Below are 15,935 nucleotides of genomic sequence, written 5' to 3'. Positions count from 1 at the left end.
GGCGAGGCTTAGCCGAGATCGCCAAAAGTTAACTGCAACGCTGTTATAGCGGTTAATGAAGCCGTTTCAGTCCTTAACACTCTAGGGCCAAGCAAGACATCGGTAAAGTCACACTGCTCTGTCATGAGAATTTCTTCACTAGACAAGCCACCCTCAGGGCCTATGAGTAATCGAACTCTTGGATTTTCGAGCGTTAACCCCTTAATGCCATGGCTGGCTCTTGGGTGTAAATTAAGCTTTAAGGCTTGGCTAGGCTCTTGGCACCAAGCGGCAACATCCATGGCCGGACGAATGAGGGGCACTTGGCTGCGACCGGATTGTTCACAGGCGCTGATGACGATTTTTTGCCATTGATTGATTTTCTTTTCTAATCGCTCGCCGGTTAGTTTTACACCGCAACGTTCTGAGAATAAAGGGGTAATGGTATTCACCCCTAATTCCACCGACTTTTGAATGGTGAACTCCATCCTGTCACCACGGGAGATAACTTGGCCTAAGTGTAAATTCAGACCCGATTCACTGCGATTATCTTCCATGCTAATGATGGTGATCGTGATATTTTTTTTGCTGGCACTGGTGATATCGGCTAAGTAATCTTTGCCATCGCCGTTGAAAAGCATCACTTGCTCGCCTTCACTCATTCGAAGGACTCTACCGATATGAGCTGCGCCGTCTTCATCGAGAGAATAGGCTTGGCCGATCTCAAGCTGGGCGATGGATTGGTAAATGCGTGGGACTCTCATAACAGTCTAACCTTTAGTTTATTAAGCCGAGTTTGAGGCAGGATTTCTGAACAAATTCATTGTGATTCCCCTGAGATTGGGCAATTAATCTATCACGTTTGCATTCTATACTATTGACCGCATATTGTTTGTCCCAGGCCGAAAATAACTTTGATTGGCTGCTGGAAATTCGCAAGCCATAACGTTGTTGCATGTAAAAATAAGCTCTAGCTATGGCACCACGGGAACTTGCAGGAGGCTGCACTTTTCGGTCTTTAAAATTCACTAACATATCACAACGACCATACTGATTAGCTTTACCGTTCCATTCACTGAATCGGTAGTTACTGCGATCGCCGTTCACTTCACCAATGGCGGGCACTAAGTTATGTAAGTCAGCCTCCATTTTATTAAATTCTGGGCTGTTTTTACTGCAAAATTTACGGCCACCTTGTTGCCAGCATTGCATTTGATGGCCAAATTCCCACGCGGGGACCAAGTGCTCCCATTCAATTCGTTGCGCTCTTTTGGCTTGTTTGCGAACTTTAAAACCACAGGACTCAAATTGTGGCTGCCATTTTTTTCCGTCAATTTTGATATCGCAGCCACAGTAAAAACTTGCCAGCGGTAAGTCGCTATAAATCCCTTGGGCCATTTTCTTGGCTTGTCTAAAACTACTGGCATGCTCGGTGCTTTGACTGACAGAGCTGAATAAGGCGCAGAAAACACCTACAAATAGAGAAAAATATTTGAATTTAATACGGGGCAATTGAATGTCCAAATCTAAGATGATAATCAGTATTACAAGCCTGGGGATACTAGGCGAATCTGGCTTACGAGGCAATGATTTAAACGCACTTTACGCTATGGTTTTAGAGGGAGAAACTGTGGCAGGTTTAAGGGTTTGCATGCAGACCTTGCATCTATACTGATTCTGCCCTCGCTGGACGCGATTGTGGCGCCGTATGGATAAGTTTATTGAGCCGCAGTTGCACAGATACTCAAACTCTTGGCCGGTGACAGATTGGGTATTGAGTTGATGCGTGGTGTGAGGCTGAAGGTTAAAGACTTGTGCCATGATACCTTGCCACTCCTGCCCATGAGGTTTGACCTTGCCATAGACTTGATAGCAGAGTAAATGTGCTATTTCATGGCTGACCACTTGTGTCAGGAACGCTTCGGGGTTTTCCGCCAATAAAATGGGGTTTAAGCGGATTTTATTGAGTTGCAGGTGCGCCGTACCGGCACTTTTTCCTCTTAAGGTGAATAGCAGCTCTGGACGAGAGAATGAGCGTTTAAAGAACTGTTCTGCCTGCAAATAATCTTGTTCAACGCGTTCTATGATTTGTGCTTGTAAGGGGGTTAACTGTGCACTGTGTTTTATCGTCGCTCTTTGGAGTACCGATGTGCATGCTGATGGGTTAGCCGGTTTTTTAGTCTTACTCTGGCGACTGAACAAGGATGAAAACATAAAATATATCTGAGCTCTTAAGGCAAAAGCCAATGGAATGATTTTCATTGGCACAGCGAGTGTTTATTAATAAGCGGGTTAATTTATCGTACTTGCCGCAGCCTCAATCATGGCGCGAACTTGCTCGAGTATTTTAGCTTCATTTTGTGCATCATGGCCACTGACTCTAGGAGTATGAATGTGGCCCACCGGGATAGTTAAGCCCAATTGCTGTTTCAGTAACAAGCTGCGGTAGGAAATTTCATTGGAAAGATATCCCCCTCCAGAACCTTCAACTGAGGTTTCTGATGCCAGTTCCGCTAATGAATTTGCCTCGAATGAGCCTTTAGCTAAGCTAGTCACTCGGCGGTTATCTGTGACTTTCCACGGGCCTTTGACTGCGGCCATCGCTGACACAGGAAGAGAGAACTCGACAAATTCCGGGCCCATGAGTTGACGGCCGTTAAATAGCGGGGGTTTAGGATATGAGGGGCTGGCATGAGTTACACTGTTTAGGTTATCTGGCGCCTCTGCACTGCGATTAAGTCCCGGAAATCTTTCCAAGTCAAACCCTTCTCTGCCCATGCTGATGGTCAGCACCATTTGCACTTGGCGGCTTCGATACCAAGGAGTTAATAAAGACTCAATCAGACCCATGTCAAAATCGTTAAAGCGCACTGGGATCATGGCGGTTTCTATTTGTACTTTTTTGCCATTGACTGTAAATCGATAGCCATCAAGAGCCAGTGCGACGACGCCTGAAGGATTGCTTTGGCTTATGTCTTTATCGAGAAAGAAAGGATCGAATCCAGTCAATAAGACATTAATGTCATTGGCGGGGTCGAACTGAATATCGCTCAATCCACGTGAAGTCTTCTCGATGGTTTTTTGTAAGATGGCTTTTTGCCAACTTGCAACAGAGAAACCCGCTCTTAGCTGTCCTAGCTGGTTTTGCATCATCAAACGGCCCCAGTACAAGGGTCTATCATCAACAAATCCTGACTGAACATCACGGACTGCCTGCTGCCACAGCCGAGTGCCGTGCGATGCTGCTAAGGCTGTGAGCTGCAACTCATTTTGACTCTGTTGATATTGCTGGCTAAATCCCTGATATATCCCTTGGTATCGCTGAACTATATCAGGCATGGCTTGTAGCGCTTTATTCGCCCTTAAACCTTCAACATTTTGTTGATAATTAGGTGTTAATTGCGTTTGTATGGGGTGTGCCGAAACGGGTAAGCAGAGTAGCAACAAAGCAAATATTTTAAGTGATGAGTTAAATGATAAATATTGGCACATGTTAGACCTCTAAGTGTATAAATCTGCTACTTAATCGATGAAAGCTACCAAGAAACAATTGATTTATAAAAAATTATAACGGATTGAAGTCGGAAAGGGAGGATAAAAAGTCAATTTTTTCGCCGTTTTCATGTTTGTAAGCCGAGTTATGGACCATACTATCAAGTTAAGAAGTGAGGGCTTCTTTTAACTGTTTTGACAAGTGTTGTTCATTTGTTCTTGAACAGTGTAGCTTAACATTAATTTGACAAGGATATGATGCCCCTTTTATCTAATGGGAAGAATAAGACTATCTGATTTTTAACGTCTTTTAGGCATCAAGCTATTAACATGATAGTGATTAATTTCTAGATACAAAAAATCGCTTAGTATGACGCAATGCCATTGAAATTAGATAGGTCAATGGTGTCGTGACTATGCTGCGAAAGGATGTGATCATGGAACCATTATTGATGGCTGGTTTTCAGTGTGATGAACTCAATGAAGTGCTTTCTCGCCAAGGATACCAAGCCTTTTACATTAAAAATAACGATTATCAAGCAATGCCTTTTAACTGTCATTTGTGCCTAGTTGATCTTAGAGATGAAAGCTTTATGGCTGAAGCGAATTACTTGGTCCGAGAGCTAGATTCCTGTGTGCATGTGATAGTTCTCATCAACAAGTCACAATTGAATTCGACAGAAATCACCACATTTATTGCGCAGTTTGCTTGGGATTATTGCACCAGTCCCATTCACCCCGAAAGGCTCGAAAAATGTTTAGGTCACGGAATAGGTCTAGCGAGACTTAAGCGTCAATGTGTGCTGAAAGAGGTGATCCCTCACTCCGATGACGAAAGCACCCATTCTTCTCTTGTCATGCAACAATTGTTTAAACAAATTGCTCGGGTAGCACCCACGGATATCCCAGTGTTAATTCGTGGAGAAAGCGGCACGGGAAAAGAGCTTGCGGCGAAGAAGCTGCATCAATTATCCAGTCGTAGCCAAGGGCCATTTATTGCAGTTAACTGTGGGGCAATGGCTGCAGGCTTAGTTCAATCAGAGTTGTTTGGTCATGAAAAAGGAGCATTTACTGGGGCGTCCAGTGCCCGAAAAGGTAAAATAGCCCTCGCCGATGGTGGCAGTTTATTCTTGGACGAAATCGGTGATTTACCCTTAGAGTTGCAAGTTAATTTATTGCGTTTCTTACAAGAAGGGGTGTTTGATACTCTGGGGGGGAATGGCGCTATTTCATCGGATGTACGCATTATTGCTGCGACTCATGTCGATCTAGAACAGGCCATTGATGAAGGACAATTTAGGTTAGATCTTTATTATCGTTTAAATGGTATCACCTTAGAAACACCGCCGCTAAGAGAAAGGCGAGATGATATCTTACCCTTAGCAAAATATTTTATTCAATCTTACTTATCGGAATACGACCTCACCAGTAAACAATTAACCCCAGACGCTAAACAATCCTTATTGAATTATTCTTGGCCGGGGAATGTCCGCGAGCTGATAAATAGGGTCCGTCGTGCAGTGGTGTTAAGTGATGGGGATAAGATTAACGCCTTTAATTTAGAACTCGCCGATAAACGTGAGGAGACACAAGATTTTATGTCGTTAAAATGCCTTAAAGATGACGCAGAAAAACAGGCGCTTCAGTCGGCTATTCTTATTTCTGGTGGCCAGGCCGATGTTGTGGCGTGTCAATTACAAATTTCAAGAGCGACCTTATACCGACTGATGGATAAACACGGTTTGCAACTTTGAATCTTTCTATCCCTTGGCATTTTTCGTTGGCAACATTGATTATTTTGAATAGCGTCTTAAAAATAAGAATGTAGGGTAAATAATAATAATCTATATATTCATGTTCTTATGCTGTATCTATCTCAAATGTAAGACAAAAAAAAGCTTGTATTTATCTATCTAGTTGAAGACATAGACTTTTCATTCTTGGCATAAGGGTTGCTAATACCTAGTGTCATTTACAGAATGGATTGTGTTATGAATATGGTAACTAGGATGTTTAGATTAAGGCTTGGCTCAGCGCCGGTATTGCGTGCCTTTATGCTGAGCCTTTTGGTTGCTCCCATGACGCTTAGTGCGGATCAGACCAGCGTTATAAGTTCTAAAGTTATGCAAGGCGCAGGTCGAGCCGCAGTTAACCAGGCTTCTGGCGATCATAATATTCAATCTAATAGCCATGTATTTGGTCAAAGCACTTCAATCGAATCAATTCAAAAAAATGATCTACATCCCTTAGCGGCATTTTCTAATGCTGTGGAATTTCAGGCCATGCTAGATGATGACGAATTACACGTGTCATTTATCGACAGCCAAGCCTTTGCAAACTTCCAAGGTTTAGCAAGTATCAATCAAGTTAGTGGTCAGAATAACATCCAAACCAACTTAGGCAGTATAGCCTTAGCTTCTATAGCTGGTTTAGGCCTTAGTGATGATGCCTTAACCCAAGTATCGAGTCAGTCAGTGCCCTCGTTTCAAACATCTCAATATCATGCCGACATAGCACCAGACAGTTTTTTGGATGCACAGGGCGTGATGCAAGTTAATCAGATTTCTGGGGATGGAAACATCGCCGTAAACCAATTCTCGCTACAACTTCCCAGCGGGAATTAATAATCATCCGAATGGAGGAATGGAAGATGAAAAAACTCACTCTAGCACTTAGTATTGCAGCAATTATGAGTAGTTCAGCCTATGCAGATGGAATGACAGAATCAGACAGCAGTGTCGATTTAGATAAAAAAGTGAAAGTCACTAAAACACTGGACTATGAAGGTACAGTAACAATTAACGGCAACATTAATGTCAGCGGTTTAGGTATGGCCGTGGTTGAGAACGTGCAGGAATCGAGCATGAATGAAGTGGGTAATTATTATCATGATAATGATGCACACATTACGGATAATGCCTTCGAAAATGCCAGCGGTAATATTGGTGTGAACCAAGCTTCTGGTGACTTTAATGCCCAAACTAACTCGGCAGCCTTAGCTTCTATTGACGCCAATTTTGCATTTGGTTCAGGTGATGCGGAAATTTTCAGCACACAAGTAGGCGGCTTTAATGGTGTCTGGAATGAAGCGTCAACGAATACTGCGACAATCGATGGCGCTTCCTTCATGAATGCCACGGGTAACATTGGTGTGAATATCGCGGCAGGCAACAACAATTTACAAGCCAATAACATGGCTGCATCAGCTTACAGTGGCGCCTTGGGTGAAGCTAGCGTATCAAACGTACAGCAAACGGGTCATAACGGCACTATGAACATGAGTGTAGTAGAAGATTCGGTTGAATTTATTAATATTAATTTAGCGCTGAATGCCGATGGTAGCTATGACGGTAGCTCAGGCTTAGCTGAACCTTACTATCCACAAGTCATTTTAGAAGGTGACGGCGGTCATAATTCAGGTGATGGCACAGTTCAGGGTCATATCGATTTTGATACTGAAAATCCAACGGGTAGCTCAGTTATGACCTTTAATGAAGAAGGTGAGCTGGATTTAGCGGGTACCGTCAGTGGCGCATTGCCATTCTTTATTCAAACAGTGGCTCAAAAAACCAACAATTCAACCTTGCTTGCGGGTACAGCTTTCCAAAACTCAGCGGGTAATATTGGGGTGAATATGGCAAGTGGTACAGGTAACTTACAGTCTAACAATCTAGCACTGACAAGTATTACCGCAGCATCTGATGTTATTGAACCTTAATCTTTAAACCCTTCATGAAATAAGGCAGGGGGGCAACCCCCTGATTTCATTGTATGAGACTTTTTTTATGTTTAGTCATTCTTTTATTTGCTTCGAATTCCACAGCTGCCGAGGTGTCATTAACAGGCTTGGTGCCTGGTATGGGGACTTACACTAAATCAATACAAAGCATACGGGAACGCAAGTTTGAACATGTGATTGAGCAAAAAACAGATTTTTCCTGTGGTGCAGCAAGCCTTGCAAGTGTTCTTAAATACGGTTATGGCCAAGGTGACATTACAGAGCAGCAAGTATTAATAGGTATGCTTAAGCATGCCAATATTGACTTAGTTAAAGAGCAAGGTTTCTCACTTCTCAATATGAAGCGCTATCTGCAGGCAAGTGGTTATAGAGGTCGGGGCTATAAAGTAGGTGAAGCTGAAATTGCTTTACTCAAAATCCCTGCAATCGTCTTACTTGATGATGGTGGTTACAGCCATTTTGTGGTGTTTCGTCGTCATGAGGCTGGAGAAATATATTTAGGCGATCCAGCGTTAGGAAACAGGATAATCACTATGGAAGATTTTATGGCTAAATGGAATGGTGTGGTGTTTGTGGTGATAGGTAACGATTATCAAAGAGAAAATCCGCTCTTGCACCCTAGAGCTAGGTTAAGTTATCGCGCTTTGGCCCCCTTCGCCCCTATGACTGATGCTGAGCTGTTGGAATTCGGTTTTTCATATTCGGATATGCTCTAGGAGGCAAATATGAAACTTACTATGATACTTCTCATTGGGCTTGCTACTCCGGTTGCCGCAGACCTTCCGTCTTTATCTGTGTTGCAAGGCAGCCAGATACTTAATGATGTCGAGCTTGATGCTATGAAGGGGAAATTTACAGATAATGGTCAAGACTATTATTTCGGCCTTCAAATGCAAACTCAATTTATTCAAGATAATGGAATTCAAGATCAGGTCAGTATGCAAGTCGAATTTACTAGGATTAATAATCAGCCTTCCATTGTTATTAATGTCAGTGAAGCTGGACAGATTGATAATTCTCAAGTGGTTGAGTTAGATGCACTTGGGCAGTCAGTTGGGCTTCAACAAAGGATCCAGATTGCAGGAGACACTAACTTAGCAGTGAACGATTTAACCCTGTCTCAAGGTCGATTGGACTCACTGACTAATGGCGTTACCCTGTCATTAGGCACTAGCCTGATTAGCAGCAACGGCACTAGCGTGTTCTCTGCTAATACTGGTTCTTTAGGTTATCAAGTTAACCTAGCGTCGGGGCAAGCAACTCAAGGCGTGAATTATGGCCAAGGAAATGGTCAATTATTACAAAGCATTGCAATTGAAGGAATTAATCACGGTGTCATAAATCAGTCTACAATTAGGTACGATGGGATGTCTGTCGGGACCTTAAGTTCGAGTTTACTTGGCAGACAAATCCGTGATTTACGAACCATTGGATTTTAATGACCAAGGATCTGTATTTATGAATATGAAATGGACCTCTGTGACTGTTGTTCTACTACCTGGTATGTTAGTTATCCAGAGTGCAGTCGCAGAAACGCTTACTCAAAAAAATCAATTGCCGGAAACTCAAGTTAGCCAACAGGCAAAAAGCCAAATCTCAGAACAAGAGCTCAATGCGTTAAAGCAAAAACTCATTATATTAAATAAACAGTTAAAAAGTCAGCAGCAGGCCATTAATCAGATGGCCCAGCAAGTGCTAAAGCAAGAAGCGCAATTACAATCTGGTTCGAAACCACAGCAGACTCGAGAGACAGCTGTCGCCTCAAATGAGAATATAGAGAGACCCTCGTCAGTTCCTGCTTCGGAGGTTTCAAAAAAAACAACAAGTTACAACCAATCAAGAAGGGCGCAAAAAAGCCCCCGATAGGGCTCGCAGTACGGATGACTTACTGCAAGAAACACACAATGTCTTCACTCGTAAACTCACCATAGAGCCTTCCTTTACTTACAGTTATTACAGCCGAAAGGATCTTATTTTAAGGGGCTTTTTAGCATTAGATGCTATTTTTTTAGGCAATTTAAATTTAGATCGTGTCAGAACCAATACTACTCAGATCGATCTCACCACTCGCTATACTTTGAATCAAGATTGGCAGTTTGAAATCGGTGTGCCTTACATGTTTCGCTGGACCCAATATGATTCCGTTGGTGAAGGAAATTCTAGCCAACGATATGAAACCGCCCAAGTTGATGGTGGCGGCATTGGCGACGTGAGTGCAGCTGTCTATTATCGGATTAATGCAGAATCAAACGATTGGCCTGACTGGGTATGGAATCTACGCCTAAGAGCGCCAACGGGTAAAGATCCTTTTGGTATCGCGTTAGAAACCTCTGAATTTGGTAATTTAACTTATCCTACAGAAGTGGCTACAGGTTCTGGAGTCTGGGGTGCATCGACTGGTTTTAGCTTGGCAAAAACATTCGACCCTGCCATCGTCTTTTTTAATCTTAACTATGGCTGGACTCGAGAAGAGGAGTTTGATGATTTATCGGGAAATCCAGGTCTGAGTCCGGGAAAAATTGATTTGGGTGATTATTTGGATTACAGCTTAGGGCTCGCATTTGCGGTATCAGAAAGAATGAGCCTTGCGATGAGTTTTAACCAAAGATTTTATACTAAAACTAAGCAACAACCATTAGGTGGGCCGTGGGAGAAAATCCCCCGCACAGACACTAATACGGCAAGTCTTGGCATAGGTGCAACGATAGCCTTGTCTGAAAACTTGTCTATGGTGACATCTATTGGTGCGGGCTTAACCGAAGACTCTCCTGATTATCAGATTAGTTTGCGCTTTCCGTACCGTTTTTAATATTTTGAAACCACTCTTAATGAGTGGTTTTTTATTCACTTGTGCCCATTTACAGAGGGCTCTGTTAGCTCATCATAGATTGTAATGACTCTTGGCTACCGTAGCGTTTAGCGAAAAACTCTAAAAATGCACTGATGTTAGTAGCGAGTTGCCTTCTACTGGAATATACCCCATACACTTTGAACGGCTCCATCGGCCATTCCTGCAATATGGGCACTAGGGCGCCTGAAGCGAGTTCCTGCTTGCAACTGGTATTAGATAGCATGGCTATACCATAGGCATCAATCGCTAAGCGTTTTACCATGCTGGCACTATTCACCCTGACTTTGCGGTTAAATGTAGCCATGGTTTTTCGCCCCCCTTTGCCCAGTGGCCAAATGGGGGCTGAAAGTGTGGTGCCTAAAAGAATGCCATTGTGTTGTGCAAGCTCTTGGGGTGTCGCGGGAGTACCGTGATTTTTAATGTAACTTGGGCTGGCCACAAGAATGGGTTGGCGCTCGAATAATAACTTAGCGACTAAGTCCGATGATTGCAGTGGACCGTACTTGATGGCGATATCATAACCTTCACCCACTAAACCGACATCATTATCGGTAAACTGAATATCAAGCTCGATATTGGGATAAAGTCGCATAAAGTTGCTGCACAGACTGGCAATAACATCTTGGGAAAATGACACTGGAATGGCGACTCTGAGTGCGCCTGAAATATCGTTGTGAGTGTTTTCTATAATGGCTTTTGCAGCTTCTATTTCTTGGCTGATTGAATCACAATGTTGAAAAAATAGTGCACCTACTTGCGTTAGGCTGATATTTCGAGTGTCTCTTTGCAGTAATCGGACCCCTAATTGCTCCTCAAGTTGAGCAACTTTTCGACTAATGGTCGACTTAGGTTGTCCGACCTCTCGAGCCGCTTGAGAGAAACCCTTAGCCCTTACTACCGCTGCAAACAGCATCATACCGTTCAAATCTGGCATTCTCGCCTCATTGTCTCATTTATGGAACATAGCGTCCAAGCTAGTTTAATGGTAATTAGCCTATTAACAAAGTTATATTTACCGACTAAAAATTTCAGAGGCTATCGACGCAGAGGATCAACAGATGACCAGCAAAAAACAGCCCAAACACATGACTCAAGTACCAAGCCCAGATCCACTTTTTTTACAAGCTGAGCATCTGGCAAAAGATTTTTCTTTATTTCCTGCTCACAGCAAACAAAGTTTGGCTGAAGAAATTAAAGGTTTGTTATCTGATGATGCTATTCAAGTAAACTTAAAAAGTTTAGCTGCATTAGATGTAGACGGTTATGTCAATAAAGTGATCCAACCGACACAAGATAAGAGCCGACCAGGCGCTAAACGTATCATTGCCGATTTAAAAGGTAAGCTCATAAGTGAAATCCACCTAGGGCCTTTTTATCGTGCTGAAGTTGAGCTTAATTTCGGCTCTCGTACCCGCAGAGTTGGCTTCATTGCTCAAGAGCGTACCACTGCCAATGGTGCCTGGATGCCAGAGCATCATATCGCCTGCTGTAAAGCGATTCGTCACTTCGCAGAATTGTCTATGCCTATAGTGTATCTTATTGATACCCCAGGGGCGGACGCGGGTGAGATAGCGAACAGTCAAAATCAGGCTCATAGTATTTCTAAGGCGATCGCAGAATCTGCCAACGTCGACGTGCCAACCGTGGGTATCGTTATCGGTGCTGGCTATTCTGGTGGCGCCATCCCTTTAGCGGCGGCAAACATTCTATTGTCTTTACGTGACGGTATTTTTAATACCATCCAGCCTCAGGGATTACAGAGCATCGCACGTAAATACAACCTGTCTTGGCAGGAATGCGCCAAATCTGTAGGCGTATCTCCAGAGGAACTCTACCACTCAGGTTGCATCGACGGCATTGTTGATTTCTCGCCATCTGATCGCGATGAACGTCAGCACAATCTGCGCCGTGCCATTGTCAGCGGTATTGAAGCCGTTGAAAAGGCAGCTGTCAATTTTGTTCGAGAGTCTACTGATTTACGTGAACATTATGATCGCAGCTTAGAGCGCTTCTTAAATCCTTCTAAAGGATTATTAAATCTAGAGAGTAACTCTGGTTTAGCGGTTGCCGATAGCCCTACTGCACACCATAACTTATTCGGCAGCGCCTACCGTTATTTACGTTATTTAACCCTAAGAAGTCGTATCCATTCTATTTCTCAAGAGCAGTATGGTCGTCTTTCAAAGGTAAGTGTGCCTGAAGGTGATTTGCTTGAGCGTATTAAGCAAGAGCAGGAACGCGTGTTCCATGCATGGCTTTCAAATCCAGATAAACTCGTTTATGACGAGGAATTAAATAAACTTTGGGTTCATTTTGCTGCCAAGCGAAGTGAAATTTCTACCGAGCGCAATGTGATCACTCGGTTTATTTTAGGTGAACCTAAAGAGAATTATAAAAAAGCCCGTAAAGCACTGTTATTTAATGTGAGTTGGTCTCTTTATCACAGATGGAAGAGCAACGCAGGCAATAACTTTAAAGGCCTGATTAAGCATCTTGAGTCATTACCCAGCGAGAAAACAAAAGCGCCTTGGCCTGAGCTGAATCAGCTCACAGTGCTTGATGTGATTGTGAATGATGAATTGCGTGAAGACTTTATTTGGCAATGCCACAATATCCTTATCTTCAACGAATTATATGATGGTGTAGTGGCTAATTTAGCCTCGATATCTAAAGAAGCCATGATGGCCAAAAGCCTGTCCCGTGCTTCGGTTGATAAACTGCTGCACAAATCTATCGATAATGCATTATCCACTCACAAACAGGCGGGAGATAAGAGCAAGTTCTACAAGTGGCTTAAGTATTTTATGTCACAGTCGAACCGTGCCGATTTATTAACCCGTGTTGAACAGTGGAAGAGCGTGGGTTTCCCACAGTTAAACGATAGTTTATTCGTCGTGTTAACGTATTTCTTTGAGCGTTTATTACCCGAGTATTTTGACAGCGAAGATGATCACGACAAGTACACTGGCACGATTAATCCAGTACGTATTGGTCGTCGTAAGGATTTCTGGAACCGTTTAACCATGGGTTATCAAGATTTGTTGATCCAAAAGGTGTTGCGTGACGAGAAGAAAAAAGGCGCCATGGGCTGGGAGAATATTATTGCCAAATTCTTTACTCATTTCGATGAGATTGATGGCGATAAGATGTCGGCTAATTTACTGAACTTCCCTGGTTTCCGTTTATCAATTGAAGATGCAATAGACAAGAAAATCCGTCCTTGTGGCCTTATCACAGGACTTGCTGACTTTACTCATGAAGGCAACAAGTTACGTGTGGGCTTGGCAGTGTCTAATACGGCCTTCCAGGCGGGTGCGTTCGATATGGCCAGCGCTGAGAAGTTCAGTGCGCTATTAATTGAATGTGCTAAGCGCAGGCTTCCTGTGATTTGTTTTATCAGCTCAGGTGGTATGCAGACCAAAGAAGGTGCCGCAGCGTTATTCTCTATGGCTGTAGTGAATGATCGCATTACCCGTTTCATTCGTGATAATGAATTACCCGTGTTGATGTTTGGCTTTGGTGACTGTACCGGTGGTGCACAGGCAAGTTTTGTTACTCATCCATTAGTGCAAACCTATTATTTGTCAGGCACAAATATGCCATTTGCCGGCCAAATGGTAGTGCCAGCCTATTTACCTTCGACGGCGACCTTGTCTAACTACTTGTCTAAAGTACCGGGAGCCATGGCGGGTCTTGTGCTGAATCCATTTAGCGATAACTTAGATTCATTGCTCGCGGGTATTGATCCATTAATGCCGATTTCTAACCTTAAAGTTGAGGATGTGATTGCTAAATCCTTATCTAGCTTAGCGGCTGAAGTGGTTGAAGAAACTGATGAGATAGTGCAAAGCGACCCACGCAAGTTGATGAAGCCGATTAAAAAGGTGTTGATCCACGCCCGTGGCTGTACAGCAGTTAAACTTATCCGTAAGGCCCATGATAACGGTATCAATGTGGTATTGGTGGCCTCAGATCCAGATATGACAGCCGTGCCAGCCGATATGCTTAAAGAAGGCGATAAGCTGGTATGTCTTGGAGGTAACACCTCAGACGAGAGTTATCTAAACGCTTATTCAGTCCTCAAAGTGGCCGAATATGAAGAGGTTGATGCACTTCACCCAGGTATTGGTTTCTTATCAGAAAGCCCACAATTTGCGGCGTTATGCGTCAATAATGGTGTGAATTTCGTTGGACCAAGCGTGCACTCGATGACGACCATGGGTAACAAGTCCAATGCGATTAAAACCTCGCAAGAGCAAAATGTGCCGGTAGTGCCAGGATCTCATGGCATTTTAACTAATGCTGAGCAAGCGGTTAATGTGGCAACAGAAATCGGCTACCCCGTGTTACTTAAAGCGGTGCAAGGTGGTGGCGGTAAAGGTATTCAAGTCGTTAAGCGTCCTGAAGACATGATAGGCCTATTCCAAAAGACGGCCACCGAAGCGGCTGCCGCATTTGGTAATGGCGACTTGTACTTAGAAAAGTACGTGACATCACTTCGTCATATCGAAGTGCAGTTACTGCGTGATAAGTTTGGCAATACTAAAGTGCTGGGTATTCGTGATTGCTCTGTGCAGCGAAATAACCAGAAAGTCATTGAAGAGTCTGGTTCTACCATGCTGCCCGAAGCGCTTAAGCAGCAAGTGCTCGAATATACCCGTGCTCTTGGTGATGCCACCGATTACATGGGGGCTGGTACCGTTGAGTTTATCTATAACTTAGATGCCAATGAAGTGTACTTCATGGAAATGAACACTCGCTTGCAAGTTGAGCATCCAGTAACAGAAGCGACATCGGGTATCGATATCGTGAGTGCTCAGTTTGACATTGCAGCGGGTCGCTCAATTGAGAAGCTTGAACCTGTCGAGCAAGGTTATGCGATGGAAGTGCGAGTGACTGCTGAAAAAGCGGCCCTCGATAGTCATGGCATACTGCAGCTAATCCCCAACCCTGGTAAAATTTCTGAGTGTATTTTACCAGAACGTGATGATGTGGAAATTATCTCTATCGCAGATTCTGGCAAAGAAGTCTCGCCATATTATGACAGCTTAATCGCACAGATAATCATACGTGGCAAAGATAGGCCTGATGTCGTCAAGAAGATGTATGACTATTTAGATAGTGTTGTTATTCGTGGTATTGCCACCAACATTCCATTATTGAAGCTGATCTTAAGTGATGCCACATTCAATGAAGGCGTGTATGACACTAACTATTTACCGCGCTTAATGGCTGAACTGGATATCCCAGCTCTTATTGCCGAAATGGAAGCGGCAGCAGACACTGAAGCTGTGGATACTGAATCCTTACGCGTTGGTGAGAGTAATGAGTTGAAAGTATTGGCACAAGGTGCAGGCATTTTCTACACCTCTCCAGCACCGGGTGAAGCGGACTTCGTTAAAGAAGGCGATATAGTCACAGTAGAGCAGACATTGGCGTTAACAGAAGCTATGAAGATGTTCTCTCAGGTGAACTTAGCAGGCTTTAACAGACAGAGCGCGGTACTTTACCCTGAAGATCAAAAGTACCGTATTGAGCGTATTCTCAATAGTAACGGTCAGCAGGTCTCACAAGGCGATTTATTGTTTGTTATTTCGCCGGTAGAAAACTAAAACCAGCTTATGTGCAGGGCAGTGGTTAGCACTGCATTTAGAATAGAAAATGCCCGCCTTATGGTGGGCATTTTTTTAACTACTTTTTAAGCTGAGCATCATATTACCGCGGGCAGCATTCCGGCTAATAGCGGCTTTGATATCACCTATAGTAGTTCATGTGTGGGTAAGGCCCAGTTAACATTGGATAGCTATCATTAAGGGGAAGGTGTTCAAAATAAATACAGAGCATTGCTATTGACGCAACAGAGTATATTCTTTT

General features: G+C 43.5%; 13 protein-coding genes. 8 read left to right on the top strand and 5 right to left on the bottom strand.

The annotated features are described in order from the left end of the window. Positions 1–8: 8 nt before the first annotated feature. From rsmE to SDEN_RS15455, 4 genes are all read right to left on the bottom strand, one after another. A complete protein-coding gene (rsmE, locus tag SDEN_RS15470; protein WP_011497400.1) occupies positions 9–743 on the bottom strand; it encodes a 16S rRNA (uracil(1498)-N(3))-methyltransferase in 735 nt (244 codons plus the stop codon). A 13-nt stretch (positions 744–756) separates the two neighbouring features. Further along, positions 757–1,482, bottom strand: a complete 726-nt coding sequence (locus tag SDEN_RS15465; RefSeq protein WP_408640240.1) for an endonuclease — start codon at positions 1,480–1,482, stop codon at positions 757–759. A gap of 99 nt (positions 1,483–1,581) precedes the next feature. After that, the gene (locus tag SDEN_RS15460) at positions 1,582–2,241 is read right to left on the bottom strand and encodes a SprT family zinc-dependent metalloprotease (RefSeq protein ID WP_011497398.1); all 660 of its coding nucleotides are present in this window, start codon (positions 2,239–2,241) and stop codon (positions 1,582–1,584) included. Positions 2,242–2,271: 30 nt separating this feature from the next. After that, positions 2,272–3,471, bottom strand: a complete 1,200-nt coding sequence (locus SDEN_RS15455) for a hypothetical protein (protein WP_011497397.1) — start codon at positions 3,469–3,471, stop codon at positions 2,272–2,274. A gap of 437 nt (positions 3,472–3,908) precedes the next feature. Between SDEN_RS15455 and SDEN_RS15450 the strand changes: the two genes are divergently transcribed. The 7 genes from SDEN_RS15450 to SDEN_RS15420 all read left to right on the top strand — a co-directional run bounded on the left by SDEN_RS15450 (position 3,909) and on the right by SDEN_RS15420 (position 10,019). Beyond that, positions 3,909–5,225 carry a sigma-54 dependent transcriptional regulator gene (locus SDEN_RS15450; protein ID WP_049763059.1) on the top strand — a complete coding sequence of 439 codons (1,317 nt, stop codon included), beginning with the start codon at positions 3,909–3,911 and terminating at the stop codon, positions 5,223–5,225. 237 nt (positions 5,226–5,462) lie between these two features. Continuing rightward, a complete protein-coding gene (locus SDEN_RS15445) occupies positions 5,463–6,095 on the top strand; it encodes a hypothetical protein (RefSeq protein WP_041405847.1) in 633 nt (210 codons plus the stop codon). A 26-nt stretch (positions 6,096–6,121) separates the two neighbouring features. Then, positions 6,122–7,189 carry a hypothetical protein gene (locus SDEN_RS15440; RefSeq protein WP_011497394.1) on the top strand — a complete coding sequence of 356 codons (1,068 nt, stop codon included), beginning with the start codon at positions 6,122–6,124 and terminating at the stop codon, positions 7,187–7,189. 113 nt (positions 7,190–7,302) lie between these two features. Then, on the top strand, positions 7,303–7,926 hold the full coding sequence (locus tag SDEN_RS15435) for a C39 family peptidase (protein ID WP_232279898.1): 624 nt from the start codon (positions 7,303–7,305) through the stop codon (positions 7,924–7,926). A gap of 9 nt (positions 7,927–7,935) precedes the next feature. Then, positions 7,936–8,649 carry a hypothetical protein gene (locus SDEN_RS15430; protein ID WP_011497392.1) on the top strand — a complete coding sequence of 238 codons (714 nt, stop codon included), beginning with the start codon at positions 7,936–7,938 and terminating at the stop codon, positions 8,647–8,649. After that, positions 8,609–9,076, top strand: coding sequence for a hypothetical protein (locus SDEN_RS15425; RefSeq protein ID WP_157599871.1), 468 nt, complete (start codon positions 8,609–8,611; stop codon positions 9,074–9,076). The genes SDEN_RS15430 and SDEN_RS15425 overlap by 41 nt, the downstream gene beginning before the upstream one ends. A gap of 211 nt (positions 9,077–9,287) precedes the next feature. Beyond that, the gene (locus SDEN_RS15420; protein WP_011497390.1) at positions 9,288–10,019 is read left to right on the top strand and encodes a transporter; all 732 of its coding nucleotides are present in this window, start codon (positions 9,288–9,290) and stop codon (positions 10,017–10,019) included. A 64-nt stretch (positions 10,020–10,083) separates the two neighbouring features. On the opposite strand, the gene SDEN_RS15415 is transcribed toward SDEN_RS15420, so the two are convergent. Further along, the gene (locus SDEN_RS15415) at positions 10,084–10,995 is read right to left on the bottom strand and encodes a LysR family transcriptional regulator (RefSeq protein ID WP_011497389.1); all 912 of its coding nucleotides are present in this window, start codon (positions 10,993–10,995) and stop codon (positions 10,084–10,086) included. A 124-nt stretch (positions 10,996–11,119) separates the two neighbouring features. Here SDEN_RS15415 and SDEN_RS15410 point away from each other — a divergent pair, with 124 nt between their 5' ends. Beyond that, positions 11,120–15,673 (top strand): biotin carboxylase N-terminal domain-containing protein, encoded by a 4,554-nt coding sequence (locus tag SDEN_RS15410; protein ID WP_011497388.1) that lies wholly within the window; start codon positions 11,120–11,122, stop codon positions 15,671–15,673. The last annotated feature ends 262 nt before the right edge of the window (positions 15,674–15,935 follow it).

The organism is Shewanella denitrificans OS217, assembly GCF_000013765.1.
GTDB lineage: Bacteria > Pseudomonadota > Gammaproteobacteria > Enterobacterales > Shewanellaceae > Shewanella > Shewanella denitrificans.
The sequence above is the reverse complement of the archived record's forward strand: the minus strand, read 5'-3'. Positions and strand labels throughout refer to the sequence as shown.